Below are 26,877 nucleotides of genomic sequence, written 5' to 3'. Positions count from 1 at the left end.
AGCCCCCATGAAAGAGACTCTTTGGCGAGCTTTTGCGGTGATCGTGTCGCGTCCATGCGTCGCCGCCTGGATCATTCGACGTGCCCAGCGTACGCCTTACCAACACATCACCTCGGCCGATGGTCAGGAACGCTACATGGGCCGCTGGTGGCTGTTCGAGGGCTATGATCGCGTCAGGCAGCAACCCAAACATCGCTGGTTTCCCTGGTCGGTTCGGGTCCACCACATCTTGCGCGAGGATCGTGATCGCGACCTGCACGACCACCCTTGGCACGCCCGCACGATCATCCTGCAGGGTGAGTACGTCGAGCAGCGTCTGATCATGATCAATACCCATGGACAGGTCACTGAGCGCATCGAGCGCAGAACAGGCACCTGCGCAGCGCTGCGTCCTGGTGAGTATCACCGTATCGACCAGGTGGCAGCAGGCGGTGCTTACACCCTGTTCATCACTCGCCCTAAATCCTGTGACTGGGGCTTTCTGGTCAACGGGGTGAAAGTCCCTTGGGATGTGTACACCGCAGATGACAGCGCTTCGTTTGAGTCCAGCAGGGTCGCCGGCGACAAGTAGACACCTTAAGGGGGGAAACCCCAGAAAATTCCGTCACCCCAACTCCAGTTCGGCCAGGAGCGCATCATCCAGGTCCTCCGGGCTCTCAAGCGGTTCCTGATACACATCACAACCCCGTCAATCATGTGCAGCGCTGAGCCCAGCTCTACAGCGCAGGGGGCAGTACGCATTCGTTAAATAGGTGAAGGACATGATTAACCACAGAACGCAAAAACTGCACGCTCAGCAGGTGCTTGAACACCTGGCCTACGGCTTGGCACAGCCAATAGCGCTGCCCCGCGAGACCATTGAAGAAGTGCTTCGCGAAGCCATCATGGATGGACGACTTGAACCGGGTGAACGGCTTACGCAGCAAGCCATTGCCAATGCCTTCCAGGTCAGCCGGATGCCGGTGCGCGAAGCCCTGCGGTCATTGGAGACGCAGGGTTACATCGCGACGGAGTATCACAAAAGCTATCGGGTCACGAACGGCCGTGAGCTGCCCCAGTGCGGCCACCTGCCTGGCTTGCTGAGGTGCGTTGCAGAACGCCATACGCAGCTGGGCGACCTCGAATCAAAAGTGGCCTTTGAAAATGAAATCCTGCACGTCCTGGGCCGACTGCGCCCTACCCCTTGCTGATGCTCCAGCCGGTCGCTATGGGCCTGGCTGTTCTGCATCCAGCCGTTGGCACCGAAACGCGAACAAGGAAATGGCAACAATGACAAACCACCTTTGTGAATTCATCCGCAACGACGATGGGCGCAACGACGAAGCGTATCTGCTGGTCAGCCAGGATCGGCTAGAAGGTGCGCCTCGGGACGCGTGGGAGGCCAGTGCCCCTTGGCTTGACGCTGCTGATTTTCAGAGGTTCCGGCGCGGGCTTTACACACGGTACTTGAGCAAATCGAGCCATGAAGGGCCGATGGTGCCCAGGAGAGCGTCCTAGCTCGTTGAAAACAGCGGATTTTGTAACGCGAAAAGTGAGGCTCCCATGCTACTATCCGGCACAGTTTTATTTGCAGGAAAGCGACGATGTAGATTCACAAAATGCAGAAACCAAAAAGCCCCGGTTGGCGCCGGGGCTTTTTGGAAAATCTTGAACAGGCCCTTAGAGATGGGAACACCTGTTCAACACACATAACGTGAGCTGATTATGGCGTTCACTGCGGTTTTGTGCAAGCCGTCAAAAGTGAAGCCTTCAGTTCACCGCTGAACGGTGGACTTATGGAAAAGATTTTTCAGCTGCTGTGCGACCTCGATGACAGCACCCTGCCCCCCCAGTTGACCCCTTGCGTCACACCCTTTCACCGCGTTGGCCAACCAGTTAGCCAAGGCGGTGAAGCATGAGCCACGACAACGCGAACAGTCTTGCCCTCGCGACCTCATCCACGGCCAAAACCGATCCGCTGGCCAGCAGCACCCACATGCCGCCTGCCCGTTTCTTCGAAGACGGCACTGCGCTCAACCGGTTATTGCTGGAAGCGCCGTACCTCGCGCGGTGCAGTGACGACAAAACCGCGACTCGCGTCCGTCCTCGTGAATACGCGCTGCGTTATCCCTATATGCAGGTCAATCGCCCCGGCATGGTGTCCTGGCTGGTGTTCGACCTGGACCATGCCAACGCCTTGGCCTGGGACGATGCCGGGTTGCCTGCGCCGAACCTGATGGTGCGCAACCGCAAAAGCGGCCATTCCCAGTTGTTCTATGCCGTGCCGTCCGTATGCACGACAGAGAATGCACGGGCCAAGCCGATTCAGTACATGAAAGCGATCTATGCCGCGTTTGCGGCTCGCCTCGACGCGGACGTGGACTATCACGGTGGCCCGGTTGCCAAAACACCTGGCCATCCCTGGTGGGAGACGACCGAATTTCACAGCCACGTGTACGAACTGGGCGAACTGGCGAGCGCGGTGGAGTTGACCGTCAAGCCGTGGGCCACAGGCCCCAAGCTTGACCAGGTCAGCCATTCGCGCCACTGCATCCTGTTCGAGCAGCTGCGTTATTTTGCGTACAGCATCGTCAATCGCGAGCGCGAGCTGGGTTCGTTCGAGTCGTTCATGCGCTCGCTCGATGCGTATGCGTACAACCACAACAGCTTTCTAAAACAGGGTTTTTCGGAAAACCTGCCGCTGTCGTCGATACGCGCCACGGTCAAATCCGTAGGTCGCTGGACGTGGGATCGCTACACCGGTGATCGCCGTTGCCACCGAGGGGCAATGCAGCTCGATGGCAGCTTGTCGCTCACCGAGCGGCAGAGCCTCGCTGCGAAGCGCACCAATGAGCTGCGGCACAAAGCCACAGAATCGAAAATCCGTGCTGCGTGCAGGCAGCTTCAAGACCAGGGCAAAGCATTGGTACGTTCTGCCATTGCGACACTCGCCGGCGTTTCGGTGAGAACGGTGGCCAGCTACACGCACATTCTCACTGAAGTCTCTCAACCATCCACTGTGAGTGTTCTCAGGGTCACCCGTCAGCCTGCCAAGGCTGCGACTGGGGCACATGGCCCAGTCGGTTCAACTACCCCACAACCCGCTCCGGGCCAGGCTGCAAATCATCGCGCTCCTGGTGTGCAATCCGGTGTACATCAGATATCTGCGGTCCCGCAGGGGCCGCAAGCTGGAGAGCCGTTAAAAGAGGAACATGACGATTGTTCATGATGGGGCGTGGTTGAATGAGTTAATTGCGACCAGGCAGTGGTTTATGTGCTGTTGGTCGGCTTGAGTTGACGGGTTATGGCGGCACGCCGTTAGCTGTACGTCCATGCATAGGAATTTCAAAATGCCTATGCATCAGGCTGACGCTATGACGGAGGCGTCATGCCTTCAAAGCGATGGGTAGGAAGACGCTGATGCGTTACTTATGCAGTGAAAATCCCTATCAACAAGCATTAATGCAGGTTATTTCACCGCGAAGCCTAGGTGCGGACGCACCTACCCCCTGTCAGGGCTTCACGTACCTCATCTGCGCAATCGCCTGAGCGTTGAGGTTCATGCATAGGAATTTCAAAATGCCTATGCATCAAGCTGACGCTTGGAAGGAGGCGTCATGCCTTCATAGCGATGTGTAGGAAGACGCTGATGCGTTACTTATGCAGTGAAAATCCCTATAAATCAGCGTTAATGCAGGTTATTTCACCGCGAAGCCTAGGTGCGGACGCACCTTCCCCCTGTCAGGGCTTCACGTACCTCATCTGCGCGATCGCCTGAGCGTTGAGGACCAGTCCCTGTACCGTCAGCCCGCTGATTGCCGCCGTGTATACCATCCGCGCGCCACACAGCACGCAACGGAACGGATCGACGTTTAGAAAGGCTTTGGCCATCTGCACAAAATACAGCTTCGGTGTCGGTCCTGGCGTCGCCATCTTCAATGCTTCATACACCTTCGGCAGGTATTTCCCACACACCCGATTGGCCAGAAAACCAAAATACCGGATCATCCGGAAATGCTTTTCCGGGATGTGCTGCACCACCCGGCGCAGCATGTCGGCCTGGCTCAGCGTTTCCTGCTGATAGGTCTGTGTGCGGTGATCCAGGTAGGTGAAGCTCAACGTGGCCCCGTTGGTGTAATGCGCCAGACGACTGCCCGAGATCGGCGGTTTTTTCAGGTAGCGGCCCAGGTAATTGACGGTCTTTCGGCCGTTTTCCGTCTTCTTCGACAAGTGGATGTGCCAGTGCTGGCCGCCAGCGGTCAGTATCAGACGGTGCCAGTCGCTTTCACAGTGGATGTGGGCCAGCGGCGGCGGCATCGTCAGTTGCGAAAGCGGCTGTCCCAGCAGGTAATCGCGCACCAGCCACATCCAGCGCCGCCGCAGGGCCTCTTTGTGGAACGACAGATTTTTCCAGACGCCCTGCTCATCCAGGCCGCCCGCGGTCACCGACAGGTGGACGTGGGGATGCCAGTTGAGCCGCCGTCCATAGGTGTGCAGCGCCCCGAAAATCCCGACGCGCAAACCGCGCCGCTTGGCGGTGTAGATCAGGTTATCGGCCGCCAGACGAAACAGCGCATCAAGCAGCCAGCGGTTGTAGAAGAACAGGGACCACAGCGTGTCGGGCAGCGTGAACACCAGATGCTGCCAGGGGCAGTCGGGCAGACGGTTGTTTTGCACGGCGATCCACTGGTCGGTGGCCTTTTTGCCGCAGGAAGGACAGGCCCGGCAATGGCAGGTGTTGCACAGGTATTTGACGTGCGGGCAGCTGTCGTTGCCGCAGGTGTAGTGTTTGACGCCCAGTATCGAGGTGCCGCAGGCGAGCATTTTGCTGATCGACTCCACTTCGATTTGGCGCAGACCGCCGGCCTCCAGCAAATCTGCCCAGCAGCCGTTGGCCGTGAAGAGGTTTTTGAGCGGTCGAGGTTTGTAAGCAGGCGGTGCAGAGGCCACGTCAGCAGGGCGGCTCCTCATCGTGGTGAATGACGGCGGTGATGGCGAATCCGCCTGGCCCTTCTCTCATCGAAACGCTTACGCAAGAAGCGTCGGGAAACATGTCGTTCAGATACGTTGTCTGGCAGCAACTACAAAGATCGACATCACCCAAAGGATCGATATCGAAGAAAAAGTCGGTATCGGGAACGAAGGTGGTATGCCCGGCGCGTTGGAGACGGGTCTGCTTTGCCTTGGCTTTTGCCCGGCTCGCCCGTTTACGTTTTTTGGTCTCTGACGCCATGTGTAAGCCTGTGCTGAGGAGGGATCGACTCGATTTCGGCTATGATAACCGATTTCAAAATCCCACAATTTGCAGCCGCAGGCTGCCCAGTTCTAAGGCGTTAGGGCGAGGATCATGAGCGGATAAAAGGATCAATGTGCACTGCCGTCGTTGATGTGAAGCGGGTTGGACCTGCGTGAGGGATACCTGAAAAATCGTATGGGAAATTCAGTCCCGATTAGCGAACGAGGCCCTCACGTGCGTCTTTCATCAGGGTCCGAGCGATCAGCTCAAGATGACCGTTTGTAGTACCGCAGTCCTTCACCTTCTTTCAGTCGATCCGGCACATGCAGCGGAGTCAAACAGAAACTATTGGGCTTGTGCTCAATGGGGAAGCCCTTGTAGTACGATTTTGTCCGTTTTCTCTATCGACCCCATATGCATCAGTCGTGGAACCACTTATGTCCGATCGCCAACTCATGTCCAATTGCCGAAGCCGGAACAGTTCGCAACCATGAGATCAGGAGTGGAGAGTCTATATGCCGGGTATCAACGGAGCAGGACCATCAAATTTTTTTTGGCAGTGGCGCACAGACGGCGAGCCAGTAACTGAGCGCGAACATGACTCCAGTCGCAGTGCCAGCTCGGCGAACAGTCCGGAGTTGCCGCCGCCCGCATCTCCTGCGGAATCCGGACGCCAGAGGTTGCTACGATCCAACGCGTTGTCGCGGCAAACCAGAGAATGGCTGGAGGCAACGCCTGCCCGTGTCCTCTGACAGGGTGCTGGTGAGCGGCCTGACGCCGAGTTGAGGGGTTGGTGTGCCTGGCCGGGATTCTCCTATGCACGGAACCGTTGTACTTAACTTACCACTAATGTATCCTCTGAAAAAGCCCATTTTTTTGGAGAGGAACCGGGCTGGAGCGCCTGTATTTACTGGCTTCGACTTTTGAAGAAAAGGCTTTTTCAGACCTTCCCTAATGGAAGATTTCCAATTTTTTTCAAACTTTCTGATCAGACAAGATGGATTCTATGAAACTTAATTGCACTTTCTCTAAAATCAAGTTTGCGGCCTTAGCCGGTCTTACTGTCATTTCTCTGCAAGCACCCCTTGTTCATGCCGACGATGGCGCTAATAATATGGCTGGCTCTCAAAACCAAGGAGGCACGATCGCAGCTGAACCGCAGCCATCCGTCTGCTGTACTCCCATGGCTTGTATTACTCCTTGCCCATAAGGGTGGAGAGTTGCTGGCCCAAGGTATTGAACCGCCCCGGGTTTCTCGGAGACTCCAACCTTTGAGAGGATGGAGCGATGAAAAAACTACCGAAGTACTCCCCAGAGGTCCGTGAGCGGGCCATCAGGATGGTTTTCGAACACCTTCCTGAGTACGAGTCGCAGTGGGCCACCCTCAGTGCCATTGCCCCCAAGATCGGCTGCACGCCCGAGACATTACGGCTGTGGGTTCGCCAATCTGAGCGCAACAGCGGCCAGCGTGATGGGCTGAGCACAGTCGAACGTGAGCGAGTCAAGCTGTTGGAGCGTGAGAACCGTCAGTTGCGTCAAGCTAACGAGATATTGCGTAAGGCCTCAGCCTATTTTGCCCAGGCGGAGCTCGACCGCCCATTCAAACGATGAAGACGTTTATTGATGAAAACCGCCAGTCTTACGGGGTCGTGCCGATTTGCAAGGTGTTGCCAATCGCCCCGTCGACGTACTACCGGTACGCTGCTCAGCAGGCTGACCCCAGCCAGCAGTCAGCGCGTGCGCAGCGTGACCAGGAACTGGGTGAGCACATCCAGCGAGTCTGGGATGAGCACTTCCATGTATATGGCATGCGCAAGGTCTGGCGACAGTTGCTGCGTGAAGGCCAGGGACTTCGATTTTCGCGAGATGGCCGCCGGGATTATCGAGCACCAGCCCTCACTGGCGCATGTCATTGTCGACGGCGAACCCGGACCTTTCAAAGCGCTGTCGGCGCTGGATGCACCCTGCCCGGCGGACCCGCTGGCAGACCCGCGCGGTATGGCCTTGACAAATTCTAGAGTCTAAAGAGACAAACTTGACGATGGCACCTTACGGAGGTAAGAGGTTGGAGCTTCCAACAGCAGCGCTACCGGGCTACCGGACTGAATCGTGTGATCGCAGTACAGGGTGCGGAGCAATGAAACAGAAAGTGCACTAAGCCGAGTGCATCCGCGTAAACCCCGCTAAAATCATCGGTTTTCAGTCGCATTTAATCCTGGTCGGCCGCTCTCGATTGCAGGTCGAAGTGGGTGGATGCAGGTTCGTTTGCAGTCAATGCTGGTTCGCGGTGCCGGATAGACGCAATTAATCCCGGTCGAAAAACGCGATGATTGCAGGTCCGGGCCATTTCGATTGCAGGTCGTTACACATAGGTGTGCAGCGCCCCGAAAATCCCGACGCGCAAACCGCGCCGCTTGGCGGTGTAGATCAGGTTATCGGCCGCCAGACGAAACAGCGCATCAAGCAGCCAGCGGTTGTAGAAGAACAGGGACCACAGCGTGTCGGGCAGCGTGAACACCAGATGCTGCCAGGGGCAGTCGGGCAGACGGTTGTTTTGCACGGCGATCCACTGGTCGGTGGCCTTTTTGCCGCAGGAAGGACAGGCCCGGCAATGGCAGGTGTTGCACAGGTATTTGACGTGCGGGCAGCTGTCGTTGCCGCAGGTGTAGTGTTTGACGCCCAGTATCGAGGTGCCGCAGGCGAGCATTTTGCTGATCGACTCCACTTCGATTTGGCGCAGACCGCCGGCCTCCAGCAAATCTGCCCAGCAGCCGTTGGCCGTGAAGAGGTTTTTGAGCGGTCGAGGTTTGTAAGCAGGCGGTGCAGAGGCCACGTCAGCAGGGCGGCTCCTCATCGTGGTGAATGACGGCGGTGATGGCGAATCCGCCTGGCCCTTCTCTCATCGAAACGCTTACGCAAGAAGCGTCGGGAAACATGTCGTTCAGATACGTTGTCTGGCAGCAACTACAAAGATCGACATCACCCAAAGGATCGATATCGAAGAAAAAGTCGGTATCGGGAACGAAGGTGGTATGCCCGGCGCGTTGGAGACGGGTCTGCTTTGCCTTGGCTTTTGCCCGGCTCGCCCGTTTACGTTTTTTGGTCTCTGACGCCATGTGTAAGCCTGTGCTGAGGAGGGATCGACTCGATTTCGGCTATGATAACCGATTTCAAAATCCCACAATTTGCAGCCGCAGGCTGCCCAGTTCTAACCCGGAGCGAGCTGCACTTGACCCTGGTGATGAAACCGAAACGGCGTTGCTTGCCACACAGCAGGTTCATCTATCCAGGAGGTCGACTCAATGCATCGTCCTATCACCGCAGGCCATACCACCTCACGTCTCATCCTAGATCAGTTAAAACAAATATCACGTACCCCATCGGAAAGTAGCGTGCAATCAGCACTTTCTCAGCAAGCAAGCATGAGCAGCCCAGTTTTGGAGCGGTCGAAAAGTGCGCCAGCTTTATTGACTGCGGCACAGCGCACGATGCTTGCACAAGTGGGAGCCTGTAACTCTCATCTGACCTCAGACGAAAACATGGCCATCAATGAACTGAGATTACACAAGCCCCGGTTACCTAAGGATACGTGGTTTTTCACTGATCCTAACAAGGACCCGGATGATGTCGTGACCTACACCTTGGGCAAGCAATTGCAGGCTGAGGGCTTTGTGCACATCACGGACGTAGTGGCAACACTGGGTGATGCTGAAGTTCGCTCTCAACGTGCCGAGATGGCCAAAGGCGTGTTCAACAAGCTTGGGTTGCATGACGTGCATGTGTCGCGTGGTCGGGATTACGCGATGAATTCGCTTCAGTCGAAGGAACATGCCAAATTTTTACTGGAAGGTCATGCTTTAAGGGCTGGACCTGGTGAAATACACCGTGACAGCTTGCAGGACATGAGCAGGCGCTTGGCCCGTGCGCCACATGGAGTCGGTATTGTCGTAATTGCAGGCATGAGTGATATCAATGCTCTCATCACTACCTGCCCGGATATGGTGCGCGAACGGGTTGATGACATCACCATCATGGGCGGCGTCGAGCCTTTAAAGGACGCAGATGGTTTTGTACAGCCTGATGCACGCGCTTACAACAATGCGACCGACATGGATGCTGCGCGCAGTCTTTATCGGAAAGCGCAGGAGCTTGGCATTCCACTTCGTATAGTGACAAAGGAGGCGGCCTATAAAACGGCGGTTTCGCCTTCATTTTACGAAGGGATAGCGGGGAGCGGACATCCAGTAGGCCACTACCTGAGAGACGTTCAGAAGAGTGCGTTGAAAGGCCTCTGGGAAGGTATTCAAGCTGGATTGCTTCCCGGGTTGGATGACTCATGGTTCTTTCGGACGTTCATGCCGAATGCACAGATTGAAGCAGCACAACTGGATAAAAATAAAGAGAGTTCGTTTGAAGATATCTGGCCTAAGGTGACGAAGCTAAACCTGTATGATCCTCTGACATTACTGGCCTCAGTGCCAGGGGCGGCAAAACTGCTATTTAAACCAAAAGCTATACACACAGAAGGATTTGGTGTTGTAGAGCAAGTAGGTCCAGATGATGTGACGCATCCAGAGAAAGCAAGGTTATTGATGTCCGCTTTAGCCAAATCTGCGCTTGCCCAGTCGACGGTAGCCCCAGATTGACCCGTAGTGCCGACAAATGTGGGACCATCCGCGATGGCGAGGGTAGCACGATGAAAAACCATGCTACCCGCCTGACGGCTGCTCGTGAAGTCCAGTAGATCGCGTCGACTATTGATTCAGGGTGCGGGCTGCCGCGACGTGTCGGGCACAGCCAGGTCTTGATACGGAATACGTTCGGCCAATGGAGCCTCACCGTATCCAAGCTTCCGAACCAGGGCGGGAATTGCCTCAAAGCTGGCATTCATGCCGTTGACAATCGCAGATCCCACATGGCGCAGGAACTCGCTCCGGGGAGCCAGCATTTGATGTAGCTCCTCTGCGGAAATGTCACGGTCTCCAGCTTCCATGTGCTGGCTGGCCCGCGCAAGGATGGTTTGTACCACGCGTGCATGCTTGGCATTGTCGGAATCAAATAGCCCGGGAACGTTGACACGCCCGCCAAGCGCCAACGCGTTCAGAGCGATGGCTTCGATTGGATTGAAGACGGCGCTACGGAAAATACGCAGTACCTGTAACGACCTGCAATCGAAATGGCCCGGACCTGCAATCATCGCGTTTTTCGACCGGGATTAATTGCGTCTATCCGGCACCGCGAACCAGCATTGACTGCAAACGAACCTGCATCCACCCACTTCGACCTGCAATCGAGAGCGGCCGACCAGGATTAAATGCGACTGAAAACCGATGATTTTAGCGGGGTTTACGCGGATGCACTCGGCTTAGTGCACTTTCTGTTTCATTGCTCCGCACCCTGTACTGCGATCACACGATTCAGTCCGGTAGCCCGGTAGCGCTGCTGTTGGAAGCTCCAACCTCTTACCTCCGTAAGGTGCCATCGTCAAGTTTGTCTCTTTAGACTCTAGAATTTGTGAACGTACTGTATCAAAAATTAAAAACCGCCCTATTGAGACGCAAAAAGCGTCTCGGCCATACGTCTCACAAGGGTGTGCTCAAATGAGACATAAGCGGCGAGCGATCACTCGCAAATAATTCCGGTTCATGACAATCGATTGCAGGTCGAACCAGATGAACGCAGGTTCATTCGCAAATAATCCCGGTTTGCTGGCTCGGATAGATGCAATCAATCCTGGTCGAAAAACGCGATGATTGCAGGTCCGGGCCATTTCGATTGCAGGCCGCTACACATAGGCATTTTGAAATTCCTATGCATTGAAGCAATCGCGATTTTTATCTCTGACGCCTTTGAGACGGGGGATGCGGAGTACATCGTGAAGGCTATGGGGGTTGTCGCAAGGGCCAAAGGGATGACCGAGCTTGCGCGTGAGACAGGTCTGTCTCGAGAGCAGCTTTACCGGTCAATCCAACCTTAAAAACCATGTTGACGGTAATGAGAGCCTTGGGCGTGGACATGACAGCTCGAATGCACTGATCCCCAAACCCCATTTTTGGGGTCAGGGGTGCAATGGAACAGAAAGTGCAATTAAATACCGTGAGCGCAGGAGAGTCCTGCGGCTCCTTAAGTCGGTTGGCTGTTCCATTGCTCTCCGGCCCCCTAGAACGGAGCCTCAGGCACCACGGATTTCATCGGTACGAACGCTGCCGTGCAATCGACCGGTGTTCCGTTACCAGGACTTCCGGTCACCGTGATGTCATCCTTTATCGAAGGCACCAGTTTGTTGGCGAAACTGACCGGTCCAGGCCCCAATATGAAGTGGGTCGAGGTGAGTCCGGTGAAGCTGGGTTGGGTTCCGTCAAAGACAACGTTATCCAGCGTGATGGAAATCGGGCGTTTCTGGCCGTTGTCGTTGTAGCCGCCAAACGTCGTTTTGCCGCCACCGAATCTCGGGCTGCCCAAGTAGTGGAAGCCTTTGACAGTGATACCGCTGAAGTCAGGGTACGAGGTTCCGCTGGCGCTGCCATAGTGAGTGTCGAACACCAGCGGGAATTTGACGTTGCGCATGCATATGTTCGCGTAGCTGACGCTGTCTACGGCTCCTCCGCTCTTGGCTCCTGACTTTATTCTCAGTCCAATGCCGTCTTGGCTGTCTGCGCCATCTGCTGCCAGATCCACAACGCTGACATTGTGTACGCCGCCGTTGGTTTCACTGCCGATGGACAAGCCGTGCCCATAGTAGAAGTGATTGTGCGCGAACATCAGGTCCCGGCTGCCGGGGAGGCGGCTGGACTTTATCGCTACGTTGTCATCGCCTGTACTGATATAGGAGTAGGCCAGCAGTACCTTGTTTGATTGGCCGGGGTCGAAGCCATCGGTGTTCTTCACGGTTTCCGGGGTAAAGCAGGTGCCCGGTGTCTTCTGGTCGGGCGTCGAACCGGTCGGGCAGTGATAACCCTCAACCGTATAGACGCGGCTGGGATTCAAAATCTTGATCCCCCAGACAGTCACCCCTGTCACGCCGTCAGTCACAATGTTGAAGGCCGGCGCGTTTTGCAGCGTTAGCCCCTGGATGACAAAGTCTGTCCCCCCACTGACCTGAATCAGGCGCGGTTTTTGCTGGTAAGCATTGGACAAGGTCTTCTGGTAAACAAGGTCCCACCAGCTACGCAGATTGGCATTTGCCCCTGAGGTAAGCAGACTCCCGCCGCGACCATCAATCACGCCTTTTCCTATCACGCCGCTGGCGCGGGTGTTTTTTGCAGAAATCAGCGAGCTGCAGGCGTCCTGATTGGCGACCGTGGTCACTCCGCAGGTGCCCTTGCCGTTGTCATAGTCTTTGGGGTTGCGTGACGCGAAAAGCGTAACGCCCTCGTCGACCCACAGCGTAACGCCGGACTTCAGTTGCAGAGGACCGCTGAGGAACGCTGAGTTGTCACCTGTGCCCTTGACAAGCTGGACGGCTTGTCCGGCGGCACAACCGTCGATTGCACTCTGGATTCTGTCCTGGTCAGGTCGGGAGTCGAGCGCCGCACTGTCGACACTGTCCAGTGAGCCGTTCCTGGGCGTTAGTGTGGCCTGTATCTGCTTGCAAACTGGCGGGCTGGATGGCTCGCTTACCCTGCCCCAGGACGTGACTACTGCAGCGTCGCTGGCCGCCTGCGTGGGTAAAGTGACAGTAAGCGAAATACCCACGGAAGTGGCTATCCAGAATACGTGCCGAAACGTGCGGGCACCGTATTTTTGCCCCGCCGTAATGAAAGATTGCATGTTCATGAAAGCTTTCCTACCTATTTTTTGACCAATGAGCGCCACCGACACTTATGGAGGCGCTGCAAAAATAGCCAACTGTCCCCACCCTTGGCACACTATGTTCCTTCAACAGCCTCCCTCTCCGTGAGCGTTACGCGCGTGCAGAAGACCTTCTCCGAACTCGAATATACCGGCAAGAAAAAGCAGACTCGCCGAGATCGCTTCCTGGCTGACCTTGAACAGTTGGTGCCCTGGGCCCTGCTGGAGGCGCAAGTGGCGCCGTTTTATAGCAACACCGCAGGCAAGCGCGGACGCCCTGCGATAGGGGTGTCGCGCATGTTGCGCATGTACGTCGTGCAGCAGTGTTTCGGTTTCTCCGATGAAGGTTGCGAAGATGCCGTCTACGACAGCCAGGCCATCCGCGGTTTTATGGGTATCGACCTGGGTCGCGAGTCTGCACCGGATGCCACCACCTTGCTGCGTTTTCGCCGCTTGCTGGAAGTCCATCAGCTAACCCGGCTGCTGTTTGAAACGATTAACCAGCATCTGGCCAGCCGGGGGCTGCTGCTCAAGGAAGGCACTATCGTCGACGCTACTCTGATCGCCGCGCCGCCCTCGGTCAAGAACCGAGAAGGCAAGCGTGATCCTGAGATGCATCAGGCCAGGAAAGGCAATCAATGGCACTTTGGGATGAAGGCCCACATTGGTGTAGACGCCACGTCGGGGCTGGTGCACAGCGTAGTAGGGACGGCCGCTAACGTGGCGGATGTCACCCAGGTTGGCCAGTTGCTTCACGGTGACGAAACCTATGTTTCGGGTGACGCTGGATACACCGGTGCGGCCAAGCGACCGGAGCATGCTGAACGGGACGTTATCTGGTCGATTGCAGAACGGCCAAGCAGTTACAAGCAGCACGGCGAAGGCAGCGTGCTGTATCGGGTCAAGCGCAAAATTGAATATGCCAAGGCGCAACTGCGTGCCAAGGTCGAGCACCCCTTCCAGGTAATCAAGGTGCGCTTCAATCATCGCAAGGTTCGCTACCGTGGGCTGGAAAAGAATACAGCGCAGTTGTTCAGTTTGTTTGGGTTGGCCAATCTGATGCTGGCCAAGCGGTATTTACAACAGACGGCAGGATAAATCCGTCTGAAAGGCGGGACTGGCCCGCCTTTCAGCAAAATGAGGGCAGAAATCTGCTCGAGAAACGTAAAATAAGGCCGGCAGGTTGAAAAAAACCGGCTTGGAAATGGGGACGGTGCGAACGGGTTAATTGTTCAGCGTCTCCTTAAGGAACCGCGGATTTATTCCGTTTTCACTCCGTCAAGCCTCACGCCTTGATTTATAGGGAGCAATAAATAAATCAGCACTTACTTAAGCTAAGGAGACGCTGATTTATTCTAAAACCCAGCTGTTGCCCCCAGATAAATCAAGGCCTCCAGAGCGTTGCAGGGACGAAAAATCGAATAAATCAGCGCCTCCCTAAGCTGTTTTGAAGCCTGGCTTACCGTTGGCGGATCGCCACTCTTTTACCTTATTAATAATTTTCTCAGGCGTGCTATCTGCATCTGAAGAAGCATAATAAATAAGGTCAGTGCCTTCAGGATGCTCGGTAATTTTTTCGAAATGCGCCAAGAGTATGTCTAGTTGGTCATCTGTCTTGGCGACGTTCTCTTTAAATATTTCCTTCATGAACTCCAAAAACTCAGACTCTGTGTATTCTGCAATACTATTTTTAAGGTCCATTATTTTACTCCTTTATGGATTTCTATATGACGCTTAGGCGTCAATACTCGCATATTGTCAACATTATAAACATCTCCATTTTTTGCCACCTCATCAATGTGATGAATCTCAAAAGATGAACGTTTACCCACTGTATCAGTTTTTCTAGACTTAGCAGCTTTACCAGTGATCATGCGATCTCTATTTGGGGTAATAAATTGCTTGGCAAGCTCTGGATCATTGACTACAGTTTTCCAGAAGTTCTCCCGAAAGTCTCTGAAGTTCTTGAACTCCTTGCCGCGAAGCTGATCAGCAATCTGCGATGGAATGGGAGCCCCTTCACCTTGCGATGCAGCCCCTAGCCAGATCCCCGATACAGGTTGACCGACACCTGTTGCAACGCCCGGATCTTCTCGCCGATCCCGGAACATCGTATAGATGGGTGGTAAACCAGAGTCTGCCGGAAAAACCGTAATGAAATCATCAAAACTGGCTTCTGAAACAGCCGGGAATGCATCTATCCTCCCTTCAACGGGCGTTACTGCAGCCCCCGTATACACGGGTGGAGCTGGCTGTTCAGCAGGCGATGTTGTTGAGCTATTCCCAGGACTGACAATCGGTGTCCAAGTCAATATCCTGGGTGGTACATCTCCCGTCGTCACGCTATAGGTGTTCTGCTCTACATCAAGAACAGCTGATACCACTCTTACTTTCGACGATGCTGTCAAAGCATCGGTCTTGACAACAAAAACTTCAGACTGCCCATCTGCTGCTGTTTTAGAGCTAAGTCGAAATGGCAAATCAACAGTACCACCAGATGCCGCAATCGCTGGCAAGTCTTTACCAAGCTCAGGCGTCAGATCCGACAATGGTGTGTTGAAAGCATAACGCTCAGGTAACTCTCCGTTAGCCAGTTTGGGTGAATAGACCAAAGCTGACACGCCGACCAAAAGCCCCGAAGCCGTACCAGCGGCTAAATTAGTTAGCGCGGCAACAGCGGAGCGGATAGCTGCTTGCAAGGTAACTGTCGCCGCTTCGATAACGGCAATCGTTCCCGCAGCCGTCATGATAACGGGAGCGGTAGCCGAAAGCGGGCCAGGCGCACGGAATGTATTAGCTGTCCGAACAGCCTCTGCAGCAATACGAGCCTGCTCTTCGGCAATGCGTTTGGCTTCCGCAGCTGCTGCTTCATCAGCTAAGCGTTTGGCTTCCGCAGCCGCTGCTTCATCAGCCAAGCGTTTGGCTTCTGCAGCCGCTGCTTCATCAGCCAAGCGTTTGGCCTCTGCAGCCGCTGCCTCATCAGCCAAGCGTTTGGCCTCTGCAGCCGCTGCCTCATCAGCCAAGCGTTTAGCTTCTGCCTCTGCAGCAATGCGAGCATCCTCTTCAGCCTGCGCCGTAGCCACGGTCTGTAAAAGTGCAGCTGACTTTTCCGTGAGTATTCGGATCTTCTCCTCAATAATTTTCGCAGCATAGGCGGCGGTAGCTGACGCTTCCCAACTTTTGAAAACCTCGAGCGGGGTGCCACGATCTTGTCTTGATTGAAAGATATTTACAAAATCTACTGCGCTTTTTTTAATTTCTACTGCCAACACATTTCTGCCAAAAAAAGCGCTGGCTGCTGCGTTGGCATTTGCCAGTTCTGCAGTGTTCTGCGTGATCAGGTTATCCACCACACTTTTTTCAGTTTTGGCCTTTTCAAGTGCGGATAAAGGATTGGGCCCGACTGCAGCAGCAATTTCTGCGTCAATGTCTGCCGGTAATTGCGGCAAATAGGTCGTAAAGGCTTGCTCAATGTTTCGTTGAGTAGTGGCTACCGTTGCCACCACAGAAATCGTGTACTGCTCACCTTTAATTCCTTGCTGACTAAAGAACTTATCAATTTCAGCGTCTGCAGGCACTTTACCGTCCCATGGCAGCGGCTTGGCAATCACACCACCTCCTGGAATAGGACCTGGAGGCTGAGGCAGTGGTGGATCAGGCGTAACGATGATAGGGGGCAGTGTAATCTCGTTCTGTGACATGTCTTTCTCCTTAATTTGTGGGTCACCTTGCAAAATCTCACTCTCAGAACTGATGGTATCGAGGCATGAGATAGCTGTATATATATACAGTAAAAATGACGATCGTCAACTCAGAGATCTATAGGCTTCGCATATCTGAAGACGGCGCAGGCAAAAAAGTGAAGTGGCGTAAACGGAGTTTGATCGTCAATACGTTGGGCCTGCTCGTGCTGCTACTAGAGGGTGTCCCGGCTGATTGGGTCAATGTCGAAGCCTGGCTGCCCCCTTCAGCTGCAGGTGATGTTCTGGCATTAGCTCAATCACTCAGATCTGCTCAATCGCAATAGGAGAGGAGTGCCCTGGCTGTTTGGGCCTCGGTGCAGCTCGATCGTTGACAACCTCTGACGTGCGTTCCCTTCGCTGCGCTCAGGGCCGGGCTTTCGTGCTGCGCATCGAGCCAGGCCATGAAGCCGGCCCGTCTCGCCCCTTCGGGCTTCAATCCTCGCCGGCAAGCCGGCTCTAACGCCTCCGGCCTCTCGGCCTGCGCGCTCCGCTTGCCGTCGCTGCCTGTACTTCCCGTATCACCTGCAGGCTTTGCTGCGCACCTTTCGCCGTGCGCTTGACGGTAGATCGAGCGCGGCACCTGACAAGGGTTCGGCTGCGCCCGCGACACTCCCCCGTTCAGACTCGCTTCGCTCCCTTAGCTGCGGCCTCGCATCGCGCCCTTGTCACGCACCTATGCGCCCGATCGACCTAAGCGCATCGGCGAAAGGCACTCAGCTAAGCCAGCACAGAGGTGAGACGAAATGAACAGGCAAGCAAAGCAACAGCTGATGAAGCGCTTCACAAGCGGTCAGGTCGAGATCTGCAAAAAGCTGCTGAAACTGAGTCGCCAGGTACACAAGTTCAATGCCCGCGTCGAGTTCCTGGTGCTGACGTTTAAGCATGACCTGGTAGACGCCGTAGTCCGGTATGAACTTTGGGACAACGGTTTCGAAGGCCTGGGCGAACGCCAGTTCGACAACTGCTTTGAAATGGGTGACTCGGCCGAGGTGATCGCCGAGCTAATCACCACAGCGCGTCGTGAAGGTTTCGTGGAAAAAATTCAGACCTGGTGCGGCAATGAATCGTTTGCCCGCTGGTGCAGCTACGCCGACCGCCAGGGCGACCTTTTCGCCGCTTAACCCCGCTTGCGCCCGTCAGGCCGGGCGCTACACCAGGAGAAAAAATATGCGTATGTCCAGCAACTTCCGTAACCCATGCATGATCCGCAGTGACGTCCCACTGAGCAACGATCAGATCGCCCACTATGTGCCTTCCATCTTCGCCGAAGAAGCGCACGACAGCAGGTCGGCACGTTATCTGTATATCCCGACAGTGCAGGTACTTGATGCGCTGCGCGCCGAAGGATTTGAACCATTCATGGCCTGTCAGACACGCGTGCGTGACCAGGGCAAACGTGAGCACACCAAGCACATGCTGCGCTTGCGCCATGCGAGCCAGATCCTGGACCAGGAAGCCAACGAAATCATCCTGCTCAACAGCCACGATGGCAGCAGCAGCTATCAGATGATTGGAGGCAAATTCCGTTTCGTGTGTGCAAACGGACTGGTACTGGGGGACGTTGCCGCTGACCAGAAAGTGCGCCATAGCGGCCGTGGTGATGTGGTAAATGACGTGATCAAAGGCGCCTTCGAAGTGTTGAAGCATTTCGAACAGATCGACCACATAACCGCTGACATGAAGCATCAACAATTAGACCAGGACGAGCAAGAGGCCTTTGCATTGGCTGCCTTGGCGTATCGCTACGATCCGGCAGAAGGACCTGCGCCTGTTACCCCGTCCCAGTTGCTCATGCCACGCCGTCGGGAGGACCGTAGCAGCGACCTTTGGACCACCTTCAATCGAGTCCAGGAAAACACCATCAAAGGCGGTTTGACCGGGCGCAACAAGCAAGGCCGACGCACGACAACGAGGGCAGTTAATGGCATTGATCAGGATGTGAAATTGAATCGCGCACTGTGGGTGCTCGCACAGGCTCTGCAAAGCCGTCAGCTCGCCGCCTAATCTCAAGCCCGGACATGATCTGTCCGGGCACACCACACCCTAACGGAGGAGAACACCATGTGCCCGTATATCGTAACCTGGACCATGTACAGCGAAAACCCCGGCGACCACAAGGCAGCCGCCCAGGAAGTAGCGGAGCGATATTTTCAAGAACGGATTGCAGCAGGAGAGCCCGATACGGCTTGTACGTTCGTTGTAACAAACAGCAAAGGCGAATCGAAACAAATCGACCTAGCAGTGCATTAGCTGACGAAAATTGCAGAAAAGAAGCCCCACGATGTGGGGCTTTTTTTGCTGATATTTTAACGTGAGCGGACGTTAAGCTGTCTGCGCTTTAACGCGAGGGGCAGCGCGTTTGCGAGAAGACGTCAATTCAGTAATTTCCTTGGCAGTCACATTCAAGCCCACGTCAGCAAGCGCTTGCTTGACCTCGATGACTGTGTAGCCTTTCGCTGCGCATAGCTTAACTATTTCCGCTTTCAGTGATTGAAGCACTTCCGCCTGGCTCAGCTTGTCCTGGCTCAGGTCTGGAAGCTCAGCGAGTTTCTGGCGTGCGGCTTCCAACTCTTTTTGGGTAAACGTCTTTTGCTTCGCCATTGCGCGATTCCGAATGATGTTGATCGATAACCCAGCACCCGATCATAGGGCAGGGCGCCCGTTAGTCGTCGAGGATATCAGGAAGCGGTCAATCGATGACAGTGTGGTTTTGCATGCTCAGGCAGATTGTGGTGGGACAATTAGACGAGCCAACGCTCTACGGGCCTTTTCCTGCCGGTCAAAGCATGGCCGCCCGTATGAGCTGTGAGGATCGTCTGAACGCATCGAAAACCCCAACCGGCCACCACCGCAGCCGCTTCTCTGCTTTGGCCCTAGGCGGCATTGAGCCAAAATGGTAGCCTAAAGGCTAAATCAAGATCATAAGATATGACCGGAAATGTTTTGTACGGACGGCCCGCACGCGGTCCATCCGACAAAACCCGGATCAGGGCTCCGCCCCGACACCCCGACAGCGTTATTCAGTTAGTTAAGGTTGAGTCAGAGCATGTCGAAAAGCACAGCGCGTCAAGCAACGGTGAGGATCGAAATTCGTTGCACTGAAGAGGATGCGGCCTTGATTCGCGAAAAAGCGCTGGCTGCCGAGATATCTGTTTCAGATCTGATGCGTCGTGCTGCGCTGAATCGCAAAATCAAGACACCGACTGACAAGAAGCTAATGGCCGCGTTACTACAGCTCGGTGGCTTGCAAAAGCATTTGTTCAACCAGATGCAGGACAGCATGACAACTGATCTGAGCAAGCAATTCTCTGACGTGTTGGTCGCCATCCGAAATGCCGTCAATGCCATCGATCTGTCCCAGACTCGCATCAAGTAGCCAATCAGCCATGAACGTCATCATCCCCCCGAAACGCGGCGATAAGGGCTCCAGCTTCAACCGGCTGGTGAGCTACATCAGCGACCGTGATGACAAGCCCAAAGATGATGATCTAATAAGCGCTGCACCTCGCCAGAATGCTTCGCGCACCAAGAAAGCGATGTTCGATCGGCTTGTCGATTATGCGGATCGGAATGATGGTGACAACCGTGCTGTCGTAATCACTGACGTGTTCCCCGATGGCCGTCAGCGCTTGATCAGTGGAGGCATTTCTTGCGAGACAAACTGCTTCTCCTGGGAGACATCAGCGGCGGAAATGAACATGGTTGCCGCCCAGAGTCGTCGCTGCCAGGACCCGGTCTATCACTTCATCTTGTCGTGGCGCGAAAACGAACTGCCTACAGATGCGCAGATATTCGAATGCGCCGAACACTGCATTCGTCAGCTGGGCATGGAAGGACATCAGTACGTCACCGCTATTCACCAGGACACCGACAATACGCACTGTCATGTAGCCGTGAACCGAGTCAATCCTATTACCTACAAAGCCGCCGCCTTGTGGAATGATGCTGACACGTTGCAGAAAAGCTGCCGGGTCCTCGAACGCAAATACGGATTCATTCAGGACAATGGGAGTTGGCAGTGGGGTGTCAACGACCAATTGGTCCGTGCTCCTTTTCGGTATGGCAGTGCTCCGCAAGGGACTGTGCCATTGCAGGTCTATTCCAACACCGAGAGTCTCTATCACTACGCCGTGCGTGAGGTGCGCGAAAAAATATCTGAGCTCATCGAATCGCGTGAGATTACCTGGCGTCAAATCCATCTGGCCCTGCATGAACTTGGCTTGGGATTGAGGGAGCAAGGCGAAGGTTTGGTGATCTATGATTTCTTGCGTCCCGAGGGTCCTGTGGTCAAGGCTTCTTCGGTTCATCCGACGCTGACCAAGTTTCGATTGGAAGCCCACATAGGTCCGTTTGAAGGACCTCCCAACTTCGAACATGAAGAATGGAGCTATGGTATTTTTTCCACTTACCAGCCTGCATTTGAACTCCGAGATAAAGACGTGCGTTTCGATCGCCGGCAGGCGAGAGCTGAGGCTCGGCTGGACTTAAAAATGCGCTACAAACGCTATCGTGACGGATGGGAAAAACCTGATCTTCATGTCAAGGATCGATACCAGCAAGTGGCTGCTCGCTACCAGGCAATGAAGGCGGACGTCAAACGCTCTCAGCACGATCCATTGCTTCGCAAGTTGCTGTATCGAGTTGCCGAGTTCGACCGGATGAAAGCCATGGCTGAGTTGCGCATCGAGCTTCGTGACGAGCGGCAAGCGCTTGCCGAAAATGGCTTGCTTCGTCCGCTTGCATATCGTCCCTGGGTCGAGCAGCAAGCTCTTAGAGGAGACGTTGCGGCTGTCAGTCAACTGCGTGGTTTTGTATATCGAGAAAAGCGTAAGGGGCGCACTCCAGACGGTGGTTTTGATCGTCTGATCCAATGCGGTCAGGCAGATGACTCTACTGTCTATCACCTGCGGACTTACACCTCGCATCTGCATCGTGATGGCACTCTCGAATATCTGCGCGATGGCAGGGTGGGTGTGATCGACCGTGGCGATTTCGTCCGCGTTAAACCAGGGTTCAATGATGACGATGATTTGGATAACTATCGGCTGGCAGCCAACCTGGTATCCACGAAAAGCGGTGACGCTGTGAGAATCATTGGTGATGACCAGTTCGTTGACCAGGTGCTTGATGCGGGATGTGGCCTCAACCATCGCGGAAGTCAGTATGTGTTCCAGGTGACCGATCCAGACCAGATGGCGCGCTATGACGTGATCGAGAAGGATCACCGTCAGTATTACGGATACGATGAGCCGGAGGTGAGTCCCCATTCACCAGCCCGGCATGACCAGGTGGATGACGCCCCCGATGATGGTTACCAGCCTCCAAGACCATTTGGCGGTTGAAACCCGAGTCTCCTTAGCGCAGGTCATTATTTGCGCAGCGTTTTAGCAGTGATAATGGCTACGTGCTGCGCTAATATGTTCGGCGGCCACGGGATGCAGGTGCAACAAGCGGATCTTGCTGCCTTTGCCGTGGACCCGTAAGTGCTTGATGCCGCGTCGTTCCTGCAGGCCGTGGTATAGCAGCACGACCAGAATCACCCGGTCGCGCAGTCCTTTAACGGTGTCGGTATTCGGCGCCTCGAGCAGCTGCTTGGCTTGGTGATCGCCGAGGGCCGGGGTCTTGCCTTCGTTGCTTTATATCCGGCCCGTTTGATGCCGTGCACCGGAATCGACCGAATTGTTTTCCAACGGGTGATCGAAGTGGCAGGCCTGCGCTGCTAGCAGCCCTCGTGCAGCGGCGCTACCAACCGCCTGCTGGCGGCTGACCGAGCCGAGTTTGCGCCGGGCGTTGAGCAGGTGGAAGTCAACCGTGCGCTCGGAGCGAGTGAGGATGTGGCTGATCTCCCAGGACGTTTTTCCAGCGCTCGCCCAATACAGGCATTCCAGCTCGCGAGGGGTCAGATCGTCGTTGCACGGGTTGTCCGTCTGCCAACGCCGGCCCAGGCCGGAAACCAGGTAAGGCACGAGCATGAACAGCAGAGCCGCAGCCGGGTGAGCGAAACCGTCATCCTCGTGAACACCGGTGCCGTCGAATGCGACGCTTAACGTGCCGCGCAGGCGTTCGTAGCGCAATGGAATGCTCAAGCCATGGCAGAGCCCGTGTTCTTCTCGGCGTTGCCAGAAGTGCCGGGTGCGCCCGCGGGCGCGTCGGCCTTGCTGGGCCCAGAACATAGGTGTAGCGGCCTGCAATCGAAATGGCCCGGACCTGCAATCATCGCGTTTTTCGACCAGGATTGATTGCATCTATCCGAGCCAGCAAACCGGGATTATTTGCGAATGAACCTGCGTTCATCTGGTTCGACCTGCAATCGATTGTCATGAACCGGAATTATTTGCGAGTGATCGCTCGCCGCTTATGTCTCATTTGAGCACACCCTTGTGAGACGTATGGCCGAGACGCTTTTTGCGTCTCAATAGGGCGGTTTTTAATTTTTGATACAGTACGTTCATGCATAGGAATTTCAAAATGCCTATGCATCAAGCTGACGCTTGGAAGGAGGCGTCATGCCTTCATAGCGATGTGTAGGAAGACGCTGATGCGTTACTTATGCAGTGAAAATCCCTATAAATCAGCGTTAATGCAGGTTATTTCACCGCGAAGCCTAGGTGCGGACGCACCTTCCCCCTGTCAGGGCTTCACGTACCTCATCTGCGCGATCGCCTGAGCGTTGAGGACCAGTCCCTGTACCGTCAGCCCGCTGATTGCCGCCGTGTATACCATCCGCGCGCCACACAGCACGCAACGGAACGGATCGACGTTTAGAAAGGCTTTGGCCATCTGCACAAAATACAGCTTCGGTGTCGGTCCTGGCGTCGCCATCTTCAATGCTTCATACACCTTCGGCAGGTATTTCCCACACACCCGATTGGCCAGAAAACCAAAATACCGGATCATCCGGAAATGCTTTTCCGGGATGTGCTGCACCACCCGGCGCAGCATGTCGGCCTGGCTCAGCGTTTCCTGCTGATAGGTCTGTGTGCGGTGATCCAGGTAGGTGAAGCTCAACGTGGCCCCGTTGGTGTAATGCGCCAGACGACTGCCCGAGATCGGCGGTTTTTTCAGGTAGCGGCCCAGGTAATTGACGGTCTTTCGGCCGTTTTCCGTCTTCTTCGACAAGTGGATGTGCCAGTGCTGGCCGCCAGCGGTCAGTATCAGACGGTGCCAGTCGCTTTCACAGTGGATGTGGGCCAGCGGCGGCGGCATCGTCAGTTGCGAAAGCGGCTGTCCCAGCAGGTAATCGCGCACCAGCCACATCCAGCGCCGCCGCAGGGCCTCTTTGTGGAACGACAGATTTTTCCAGACGCCCTGCTCATCCAGGCCGCCCGCGGTCACCGACAGGTGGACGTGGGGATGCCAGTTGAGCCGCCGTCCATAGGTGTGCAGCGCCCCGAAAATCCCGACGCGCAAACCGCGCCGCTTGGCGGTGTAGATCAGGTTATCGGCCGCCAGACGAAACAGCGCATCAAGCAGCCAGCGGTTGTAGAAGAACAGGGACCACAGCGTGTCGGGCAGCGTGAACACCAGATGCTGCCAGGGGCAGTCGGGCAGACGGTTGTTTTGCACGGCGATCCACTGGTCGGTGGCCTTTTTGCCGCAGGAAGGACAGGCCCGGCAATGGCAGGTGTTGCACAGGTATTTGACGTGCGGGCAGCTGTCGTTGCCGCAGGTGTAGTGTTTGACGCCCAGTATCGAGGTGCCGCAGGCGAGCATTTTGCTGATCGACTCCACTTCGATTTGGCGCAGACCGCCGGCCTCCAGCAAATCTGCCCAGCAGCCGTTGGCCGTGAAGAGGTTTTTGAGCGGTCGAGGTTTGTAAGCAGGCGGTGCAGAGGCCACGTCAGCAGGGCGGCTCCTCATCGTGGTGAATGACGGCGGTGATGGCGAATCCGCCTGGCCCTTCTCTCATCGAAACGCTTACGCAAGAAGCGTCGGGAAACATGTCGTTCAGATACGTTGTCTGGCAGCAACTACAAAGATCGACATCACCCAAAGGATCGATATCGAAGAAAAAGTCGGTATCGGGAACGAAGGTGGTATGCCCGGCGCGTTGGAGACGGGTCTGCTTTGCCTTGGCTTTTGCCCGGCTCGCCCGTTTACGTTTTTTGGTCTCTGACGCCATGTGTAAGCCTGTGCTGAGGAGGGATCGACTCGATTTCGGCTATGATAACCGATTTCAAAATCCCACAATTTGCAGCCGCAGGCTGCCCAGTTCAAAAAAAACTCGTTTGTTGGACGTGCTAAGTATCCTCTGAAAAAGCCCATTTTTTTGGAGAGGAACCGGGCTGGAGCGCCTGTATTTACTGGCTTCGACTTTTGAAGAAAAGGCTTTTTCAGACCTTCCCTAACCGGTGCTGGTTCAGTTGCAGCTAATGTGAGCCGGAAACGATGGAATGCAAGTCGATGTGGCTGAATGCAAGCTCGCTCGCAATTAATCTGAGCCAGACGGCTTCGTCAGTCGCAGTTAGTCTGAGCCGAAAATTGCGCTGATTGCGAGCACGGCTGTTTTCGATTGCAAGCCGCTACACCTATGCATGAACAAGACTACTCCCTGAAAGGGCGAGGAACCGCTAGCGATGACGATGGCCCACTAGGGGTTTCAACTAAATGAAATTGCTCCGGGGCTGGACTATCATCAGACACGCCCATTTCGCGCTGTAGGTTGCCACGCATTTGACCCCAAGCTGCTATATTGCTTTCCAGAGTGTTAACAAGCTCACTAAGCGGCGTACCCGAACTGTGTCTCGACATTCCCGTCATGTGCCTGTGTTCTATATCAGCCGCATCAAGGTTTCGTTCTGTCTGCCGACGAAGATTGTTGTATTGAGTCCGCAGGCTTTCGGATCCCCCATGCCCCAGAAATGCATGCTCATTCGGAGGCAAGTCGGTCGACTCTGCCAGCCTGAGTCTGAGGTTGCGTAAATCAAGGGATGTTGTCTGATTATCTTCCCCAGCACTGTTACTAACTCTATCTGGAGAGTTTACCTGATGGGCCATGCTTGATCCGCCGACACATATGTTTCCCATTTGAATAAAACCTCGTCAGTTTAAGTGATTTGCGACGAATTTTGAGTGGTCTTTGGGCCGGATTAGGTTCCGTGGGCGCGTCAAAATGGAGTTGTACGCCGGAATCTCCGAAAATTCTGTTGGAAAATGTCACCACTGAGCTACAATGTGGCCCACCAATTTAGAGGATCAAATCATGTCTGCAAACGCAGTTGTTCGTGCCCGCATTGACGAGCATATAAAGGAAGAGGCCACCGTCGTGCTCGCAGCGATGGGACTAACCGTATCCGACGCCTTCCGTATAATGTTGACCCGAGTTGCCCGGGAGAAAGCCTTGCCCTTCGAGCCGTTGGTACCGAACACCACCACGATTGAGGCAATGAAGGAAGCGCGCCGTGGCGGTTTGAAATCGTTCGCTACCGTCGAGGACTTGATGGCGGACCTGAATGCGAACGATTGAACAAACCAGTAGGTTCAAGCGCGACTACAAGCGCGAAGCCAAAGGTCCGCACCGCCAAACACTGGCGAGCGATTTTGTTGCTGTCGTCACAGCCCTGGCGAACGACCAGGTACTGGCCGATAAGCACCGCGATCACGCGCTCACCGGTGACTGGAAAGATCACCGGGACTGCCACATCAAGCCCGACCTGGTGTTGATTTATCGCAAGCCAGATGACGCCGTGTTGCAACTCGTACGTCTCGGATCGCATAGCGAGCTTGGCTTGTAAGCACCAGTCCTGCCCAGAACAAGGACTAGCATGCTAATCAGCAGCACCGATGAAGAATGGGACGAACTCGTTCCCGAGAATTTCGATACCACCGCGCTGCTGCGTGCAGTCGATGCCGTAGACGTGCTGCGCGAAGACTTGAACGACAGAGAGGGTGGTGGGCCGCCGCAACTGCGTACTGACCTGTTGCTACTGCATCAACTGGCGATGGCAGTGTTCAACGACGGATCGCGCAGCCAAGTAGCCGGACTGTTTGAGTTCGCCATCGATCTGGAAGATCAGGTGCTCGGCCTGATGACCTCGCTGGAACAGGTGCAGGAAACACTCTCTAAGTTAACAGCGCTGTATCCGGAAAGCCTGTCCTATGAAGATGGCGACGTGAGTGAGTCCTGAT

The 26,877-nt window shown here is 55.1% G+C and carries 23 protein-coding genes, 9 pseudogenes and 1 other annotated feature; of the genes and pseudogenes, 18 read left to right on the top strand and 14 right to left on the bottom strand.

Annotated features, from left to right (window positions below; translation table 11 throughout):
* Positions 1–7: 7 nt before the first annotated feature.
* The 4 genes from BLT55_RS27975 to BLT55_RS27960 all read left to right on the top strand — a co-directional run bounded on the left by BLT55_RS27975 (position 8) and on the right by BLT55_RS27960 (position 3,208).
* On the top strand, positions 8–571 hold the full coding sequence (locus BLT55_RS27975; RefSeq protein ID WP_055000874.1) for a hypothetical protein: 564 nt from the start codon (positions 8–10) through the stop codon (positions 569–571).
* Between the two features lie 190 nt (positions 572–761).
* Positions 762–1,190 (top strand): GntR family transcriptional regulator, encoded by a 429-nt coding sequence (locus BLT55_RS27970; protein WP_005740363.1) that lies wholly within the window; start codon positions 762–764, stop codon positions 1,188–1,190.
* 79 nt (positions 1,191–1,269) lie between these two features.
* Positions 1,270–1,497 carry a hypothetical protein gene (locus BLT55_RS34180; RefSeq protein WP_055000875.1) on the top strand — a complete coding sequence of 76 codons (228 nt, stop codon included), beginning with the start codon at positions 1,270–1,272 and terminating at the stop codon, positions 1,495–1,497.
* Positions 1,498–1,894: 397 nt separating this feature from the next.
* Complete coding sequence (locus tag BLT55_RS27960) at positions 1,895–3,208, top strand: replication initiation protein (protein ID WP_055000474.1); 1,314 nt, start codon at positions 1,895–1,897, stop codon at positions 3,206–3,208.
* Positions 3,209–3,720: 512 nt separating this feature from the next.
* On the opposite strand, the gene BLT55_RS27950 is transcribed toward BLT55_RS27960, so the two are convergent.
* A complete protein-coding gene (locus BLT55_RS27950) occupies positions 3,721–4,950 on the bottom strand; it encodes an IS91 family transposase (RefSeq protein WP_074801624.1) in 1,230 nt (409 codons plus the stop codon).
* Positions 4,931–5,212 carry a hypothetical protein gene (locus tag BLT55_RS27945; protein ID WP_057424767.1) on the bottom strand — a complete coding sequence of 94 codons (282 nt, stop codon included), beginning with the start codon at positions 5,210–5,212 and terminating at the stop codon, positions 4,931–4,933. The genes BLT55_RS27950 and BLT55_RS27945 overlap by 20 nt, the downstream gene beginning before the upstream one ends.
* Before the next feature lie 518 nt (positions 5,213–5,730).
* On the opposite strand from BLT55_RS27945, the pseudogene BLT55_RS27940 reads away from it, so the two are divergent.
* The 3 pseudogenes from BLT55_RS27940 to BLT55_RS31260 form a co-directional block, all read left to right on the top strand.
* Positions 5,731–5,961 (top strand): annotated as a pseudogene (locus BLT55_RS27940) (Effector protein hopAB1); the annotation flags it as partial.
* Between the two features lie 541 nt (positions 5,962–6,502).
* Positions 6,503–7,059, top strand: a pseudogene (locus BLT55_RS31265) (transposase); the annotation flags it as partial.
* Positions 6,781–6,897: a sequence feature (AL1L pseudoknot), on the top strand. (Overlaps the previous pseudogene by 117 nt.)
* Positions 7,055–7,222: pseudogene (locus BLT55_RS31260) on the top strand (2,3-dihydroxybenzoate-AMP ligase); the annotation flags it as partial. The pseudogenes BLT55_RS31265 and BLT55_RS31260, both read left to right, overlap by 5 nt.
* 361 nt (positions 7,223–7,583) lie before the next feature.
* Here the strand turns inward: BLT55_RS31260 and BLT55_RS27920 are convergent.
* Together BLT55_RS27920 and BLT55_RS32920 are read right to left on the bottom strand one after the other, a co-directional pair.
* Positions 7,584–8,069 (bottom strand): annotated as a pseudogene (locus tag BLT55_RS27920) (transposase zinc-binding domain-containing protein); the annotation flags it as partial.
* A complete protein-coding gene (locus BLT55_RS32920; RefSeq protein ID WP_057424767.1) occupies positions 8,050–8,331 on the bottom strand; it encodes a hypothetical protein in 282 nt (93 codons plus the stop codon). The gene BLT55_RS32920 and the pseudogene BLT55_RS27920, both read right to left, overlap by 20 nt.
* 306 nt (positions 8,332–8,637) lie before the next feature.
* Between BLT55_RS32920 and hopQ1-1 the strand changes: the two genes are divergently transcribed.
* The gene (hopQ1-1, locus tag BLT55_RS27910) at positions 8,638–9,861 is read left to right on the top strand and encodes a type III secretion system effector HopQ1-1 (RefSeq protein WP_044324945.1); all 1,224 of its coding nucleotides are present in this window, start codon (positions 8,638–8,640) and stop codon (positions 9,859–9,861) included.
* Positions 9,862–9,977: 116 nt separating this feature from the next.
* Here the strand turns inward: hopQ1-1 and BLT55_RS27905 are convergent.
* A pseudogene (locus BLT55_RS27905) lies at positions 9,978–10,379 on the bottom strand (XopB/HopD1 family type III secretion system effector); the annotation flags it as partial.
* Between the two features lie 627 nt (positions 10,380–11,006).
* On the opposite strand from BLT55_RS27905, the pseudogene BLT55_RS27900 reads away from it, so the two are divergent.
* Positions 11,007–11,251, top strand: a pseudogene (locus BLT55_RS27900) (addiction module antidote protein).
* A 123-nt stretch (positions 11,252–11,374) separates the two neighbouring features.
* Here the strand turns inward: BLT55_RS27900 and BLT55_RS27895 are convergent.
* Positions 11,375–12,991 carry a glycoside hydrolase family 28 protein gene (locus tag BLT55_RS27895; protein WP_223862862.1) on the bottom strand — a complete coding sequence of 539 codons (1,617 nt, stop codon included), beginning with the start codon at positions 12,989–12,991 and terminating at the stop codon, positions 11,375–11,377.
* Between the two features lie 135 nt (positions 12,992–13,126).
* Here BLT55_RS27895 and BLT55_RS27890 point away from each other — a divergent pair, with 135 nt between their 5' ends.
* Positions 13,127–14,104, top strand: coding sequence for an IS5 family transposase (locus tag BLT55_RS27890; RefSeq protein ID WP_007247761.1), 978 nt, complete (start codon positions 13,127–13,129; stop codon positions 14,102–14,104).
* Between the two features lie 339 nt (positions 14,105–14,443).
* On the opposite strand, the gene BLT55_RS27885 is transcribed toward BLT55_RS27890, so the two are convergent.
* Both BLT55_RS27885 and BLT55_RS27880 read right to left on the bottom strand, forming a co-directional pair.
* The gene (locus tag BLT55_RS27885; protein WP_005759799.1) at positions 14,444–14,707 is read right to left on the bottom strand and encodes a bacteriocin immunity protein; all 264 of its coding nucleotides are present in this window, start codon (positions 14,705–14,707) and stop codon (positions 14,444–14,446) included.
* The gene (locus tag BLT55_RS27880; RefSeq protein ID WP_074801638.1) at positions 14,707–16,707 is read right to left on the bottom strand and encodes an S-type pyocin domain-containing protein; all 2,001 of its coding nucleotides are present in this window, start codon (positions 16,705–16,707) and stop codon (positions 14,707–14,709) included. The genes BLT55_RS27885 and BLT55_RS27880 overlap by 1 nt, the downstream gene beginning before the upstream one ends.
* Before the next feature lie 215 nt (positions 16,708–16,922).
* On the opposite strand from BLT55_RS27880, the pseudogene BLT55_RS35030 reads away from it, so the two are divergent.
* The 3 genes and pseudogenes from BLT55_RS35030 to BLT55_RS27860 all read left to right on the top strand — a co-directional run.
* A pseudogene (locus BLT55_RS35030) lies at positions 16,923–17,033 on the top strand (TrfB-related DNA-binding protein); the annotation flags it as partial.
* 459 nt (positions 17,034–17,492) lie between these two features.
* Positions 17,493–17,870, top strand: a complete 378-nt coding sequence (locus BLT55_RS27865) for a hypothetical protein (protein ID WP_007247501.1) — start codon at positions 17,493–17,495, stop codon at positions 17,868–17,870.
* 46 nt (positions 17,871–17,916) lie between these two features.
* On the top strand, positions 17,917–18,753 hold the full coding sequence (locus BLT55_RS27860; RefSeq protein ID WP_010210211.1) for a DUF932 domain-containing protein: 837 nt from the start codon (positions 17,917–17,919) through the stop codon (positions 18,751–18,753).
* A 318-nt stretch (positions 18,754–19,071) separates the two neighbouring features.
* On the opposite strand, the gene BLT55_RS27850 is transcribed toward BLT55_RS27860, so the two are convergent.
* Positions 19,072–19,350, bottom strand: a complete 279-nt coding sequence (locus BLT55_RS27850; protein WP_054071655.1) for a hypothetical protein — start codon at positions 19,348–19,350, stop codon at positions 19,072–19,074.
* Positions 19,351–19,795: 445 nt separating this feature from the next.
* Here BLT55_RS27850 and mobA point away from each other — a divergent pair, with 445 nt between their 5' ends.
* On the top strand, positions 19,796–20,125 hold the full coding sequence (gene mobA, locus BLT55_RS27840; RefSeq protein ID WP_003344297.1) for a plasmid mobilization protein MobA: 330 nt from the start codon (positions 19,796–19,798) through the stop codon (positions 20,123–20,125).
* A 10-nt stretch (positions 20,126–20,135) separates the two neighbouring features.
* Positions 20,136–22,091 (top strand): TraI/MobA(P) family conjugative relaxase, encoded by a 1,956-nt coding sequence (traI, locus tag BLT55_RS27835; protein WP_074801635.1) that lies wholly within the window; start codon positions 20,136–20,138, stop codon positions 22,089–22,091.
* Positions 22,092–22,157: 66 nt separating this feature from the next.
* Here traI and BLT55_RS35025 read toward each other — a convergent pair.
* The 5 genes and pseudogenes from BLT55_RS35025 to BLT55_RS27800 form a co-directional block, all read right to left on the bottom strand.
* Positions 22,158–22,721, bottom strand: a pseudogene (locus tag BLT55_RS35025) (helix-turn-helix domain-containing protein); the annotation flags it as partial.
* Between the two features lie 54 nt (positions 22,722–22,775).
* Positions 22,776–22,922 (bottom strand): annotated as a pseudogene (locus BLT55_RS35020) (autoinducer binding domain-containing protein); the annotation flags it as partial.
* A gap of 457 nt (positions 22,923–23,379) precedes the next feature.
* A complete protein-coding gene (locus BLT55_RS27810; protein WP_074801624.1) occupies positions 23,380–24,609 on the bottom strand; it encodes an IS91 family transposase in 1,230 nt (409 codons plus the stop codon).
* Positions 24,590–24,871, bottom strand: a complete 282-nt coding sequence (locus BLT55_RS27805; protein ID WP_057424767.1) for a hypothetical protein — start codon at positions 24,869–24,871, stop codon at positions 24,590–24,592. The genes BLT55_RS27810 and BLT55_RS27805 overlap by 20 nt, the downstream gene beginning before the upstream one ends.
* Before the next feature lie 422 nt (positions 24,872–25,293).
* The gene (locus BLT55_RS27800) at positions 25,294–25,746 is read right to left on the bottom strand and encodes a type III effector (protein WP_223283037.1); all 453 of its coding nucleotides are present in this window, start codon (positions 25,744–25,746) and stop codon (positions 25,294–25,296) included.
* Positions 25,747–25,951: 205 nt separating this feature from the next.
* Between BLT55_RS27800 and BLT55_RS27795 the strand changes: the two genes are divergently transcribed.
* From BLT55_RS27795 to BLT55_RS27785, 3 genes are read left to right on the top strand one after another with little or no spacing between them, the layout of a single operon-like run.
* Positions 25,952–26,215, top strand: a complete 264-nt coding sequence (locus BLT55_RS27795) for a type II toxin-antitoxin system RelB/DinJ family antitoxin (protein WP_005730323.1) — start codon at positions 25,952–25,954, stop codon at positions 26,213–26,215.
* Positions 26,202–26,483, top strand: coding sequence for a type II toxin-antitoxin system YafQ family toxin (locus tag BLT55_RS27790; RefSeq protein ID WP_005730324.1), 282 nt, complete (start codon positions 26,202–26,204; stop codon positions 26,481–26,483). Before BLT55_RS27795 ends, BLT55_RS27790 begins: the two co-directional genes overlap by 14 nt.
* 30 nt (positions 26,484–26,513) lie before the next feature.
* The gene (locus tag BLT55_RS27785) at positions 26,514–26,876 is read left to right on the top strand and encodes a hypothetical protein (protein WP_054999813.1); all 363 of its coding nucleotides are present in this window, start codon (positions 26,514–26,516) and stop codon (positions 26,874–26,876) included.
* Position 26,877: the final 1 nt, after the last annotated feature.

It is taken from the genome of Pseudomonas cannabina (assembly GCF_900100365.1).
GTDB lineage: Bacteria > Pseudomonadota > Gammaproteobacteria > Pseudomonadales > Pseudomonadaceae > Aquipseudomonas > Aquipseudomonas cannabina.
The sequence above is the reverse complement of the archived record's forward strand: the minus strand, read 5'-3'. Positions and strand labels throughout refer to the sequence as shown.

Bases quoted from the DNA above. Each gene is read 5' to 3' on its own strand.
- traI (WP_074801635.1), top strand. From the start codon at position 20,136: ATGAACGTCATCATCCCCCCGAAACGCGGCGATAAGGGCTCCAGCTTC.
- BLT55_RS27800 (WP_223283037.1), bottom strand. From the start codon at position 25,746: ATGGCCCATCAGGTAAACTCTCCAGATAGAGTTAGTAACAGTGCTGGG.
- BLT55_RS27795 (WP_005730323.1), top strand. From the start codon at position 25,952: ATGTCTGCAAACGCAGTTGTTCGTGCCCGCATTGACGAGCATATAAAG.
- BLT55_RS27805 (WP_057424767.1), bottom strand. From the start codon at position 24,871: ATGGCGTCAGAGACCAAAAAACGTAAACGGGCGAGCCGGGCAAAAGCC.
- BLT55_RS27850 (WP_054071655.1), bottom strand. From the start codon at position 19,350: ATGGCGAAGCAAAAGACGTTTACCCAAAAAGAGTTGGAAGCCGCACGC.
- BLT55_RS27810 (WP_074801624.1), bottom strand. From the start codon at position 24,609: ATGAGGAGCCGCCCTGCTGACGTGGCCTCTGCACCGCCTGCTTACAAA.
- BLT55_RS27865 (WP_007247501.1), top strand. From the start codon at position 17,493: ATGAACAGGCAAGCAAAGCAACAGCTGATGAAGCGCTTCACAAGCGGT.
- BLT55_RS27790 (WP_005730324.1), top strand. From the start codon at position 26,202: ATGCGAACGATTGAACAAACCAGTAGGTTCAAGCGCGACTACAAGCGC.
- BLT55_RS34180 (WP_055000875.1), top strand. From the start codon at position 1,270: ATGACAAACCACCTTTGTGAATTCATCCGCAACGACGATGGGCGCAAC.
- mobA (WP_003344297.1), top strand. From the start codon at position 19,796: ATGTCGAAAAGCACAGCGCGTCAAGCAACGGTGAGGATCGAAATTCGT.
- BLT55_RS32920 (WP_057424767.1), bottom strand. From the start codon at position 8,331: ATGGCGTCAGAGACCAAAAAACGTAAACGGGCGAGCCGGGCAAAAGCC.
- BLT55_RS27945 (WP_057424767.1), bottom strand. From the start codon at position 5,212: ATGGCGTCAGAGACCAAAAAACGTAAACGGGCGAGCCGGGCAAAAGCC.
- BLT55_RS27960 (WP_055000474.1), top strand. From the start codon at position 1,895: ATGAGCCACGACAACGCGAACAGTCTTGCCCTCGCGACCTCATCCACG.
- BLT55_RS27975 (WP_055000874.1), top strand. From the start codon at position 8: ATGAAAGAGACTCTTTGGCGAGCTTTTGCGGTGATCGTGTCGCGTCCA.
- BLT55_RS27785 (WP_054999813.1), top strand. From the start codon at position 26,514: ATGCTAATCAGCAGCACCGATGAAGAATGGGACGAACTCGTTCCCGAG.
- BLT55_RS27880 (WP_074801638.1), bottom strand. From the start codon at position 16,707: ATGTCACAGAACGAGATTACACTGCCCCCTATCATCGTTACGCCTGAT.
- BLT55_RS27885 (WP_005759799.1), bottom strand. From the start codon at position 14,707: ATGGACCTTAAAAATAGTATTGCAGAATACACAGAGTCTGAGTTTTTG.
- BLT55_RS27950 (WP_074801624.1), bottom strand. From the start codon at position 4,950: ATGAGGAGCCGCCCTGCTGACGTGGCCTCTGCACCGCCTGCTTACAAA.
- hopQ1-1 (WP_044324945.1), top strand. From the start codon at position 8,638: ATGAGCAGCCCAGTTTTGGAGCGGTCGAAAAGTGCGCCAGCTTTATTG.
- BLT55_RS27860 (WP_010210211.1), top strand. From the start codon at position 17,917: ATGCGTATGTCCAGCAACTTCCGTAACCCATGCATGATCCGCAGTGAC.
- BLT55_RS27895 (WP_223862862.1), bottom strand. From the start codon at position 12,991: ATGAACATGCAATCTTTCATTACGGCGGGGCAAAAATACGGTGCCCGC.
- BLT55_RS27970 (WP_005740363.1), top strand. From the start codon at position 762: ATGATTAACCACAGAACGCAAAAACTGCACGCTCAGCAGGTGCTTGAA.